This window comes from Pseudomonas sp. 32_A (assembly GCF_017490905.1).
GTDB lineage: Bacteria > Pseudomonadota > Gammaproteobacteria > Pseudomonadales > Pseudomonadaceae > Aquipseudomonas > Aquipseudomonas inefficax.
The window spans coordinates 1-545 of record NZ_JAFGYI010000152.1 but is presented as its reverse complement, the minus strand read 5'-3'; the positions used below and the strand labels follow the sequence as shown (position 1 = coordinate 545).

Here is a 545-nt window from a genome sequence, read left to right as displayed (position 1 = left end):
AAGTATTCCCTTATGAAAAACTCGTAGAAGTCTACTGGCAACAAACGGATCCAACGGATGCAATGGGACAATTCGTGGACCGTGGAGATTCATACCGCCCAGTCATATTCTATCATTCCGAGGAACAAAGAAAGATTGCGGAAGCTTCAAAAGCAGCCTTGCAAGCCAGCGGCCGATTCAAAAAAGACATCGTGACAAAAATCGAGCCTGCAAGCACATTCTATCCTGCTGAAGAATATCATCAAGATTTCTACAAGAAGGATCCAGAACATTATAAACGTTACCGCGGACTTTCAGGTCGCGACACGTTTATCGAAAGTATTTGGAAATAAGCAAAAGAGCTAAAATTATCATATATGATAATTTTAGCTCTTTTATGTTTTATTCAACTTCAGTATATTGTTTTTATCAATCGGAATGTCTTATTAGAGATTGGCTAATGAAAAAAGTTTCAGAATGAAAACGAACATGAAATTACCAAATATGGTAATTTCATGTTCCGCCTCTACATTTTTTAAATAAAAACGATATAGTATATAAACTAT

The 545-nt window shown here is 36.0% G+C and carries 1 pseudogene; it reads left to right on the top strand.

The features are described from left to right. Positions 1–317 (top strand): annotated as a pseudogene (gene msrA / locus J5M58_RS26035) (peptide-methionine (S)-S-oxide reductase MsrA); the annotation flags it as partial. Positions 318–545 lie beyond the last annotated feature (228 nt).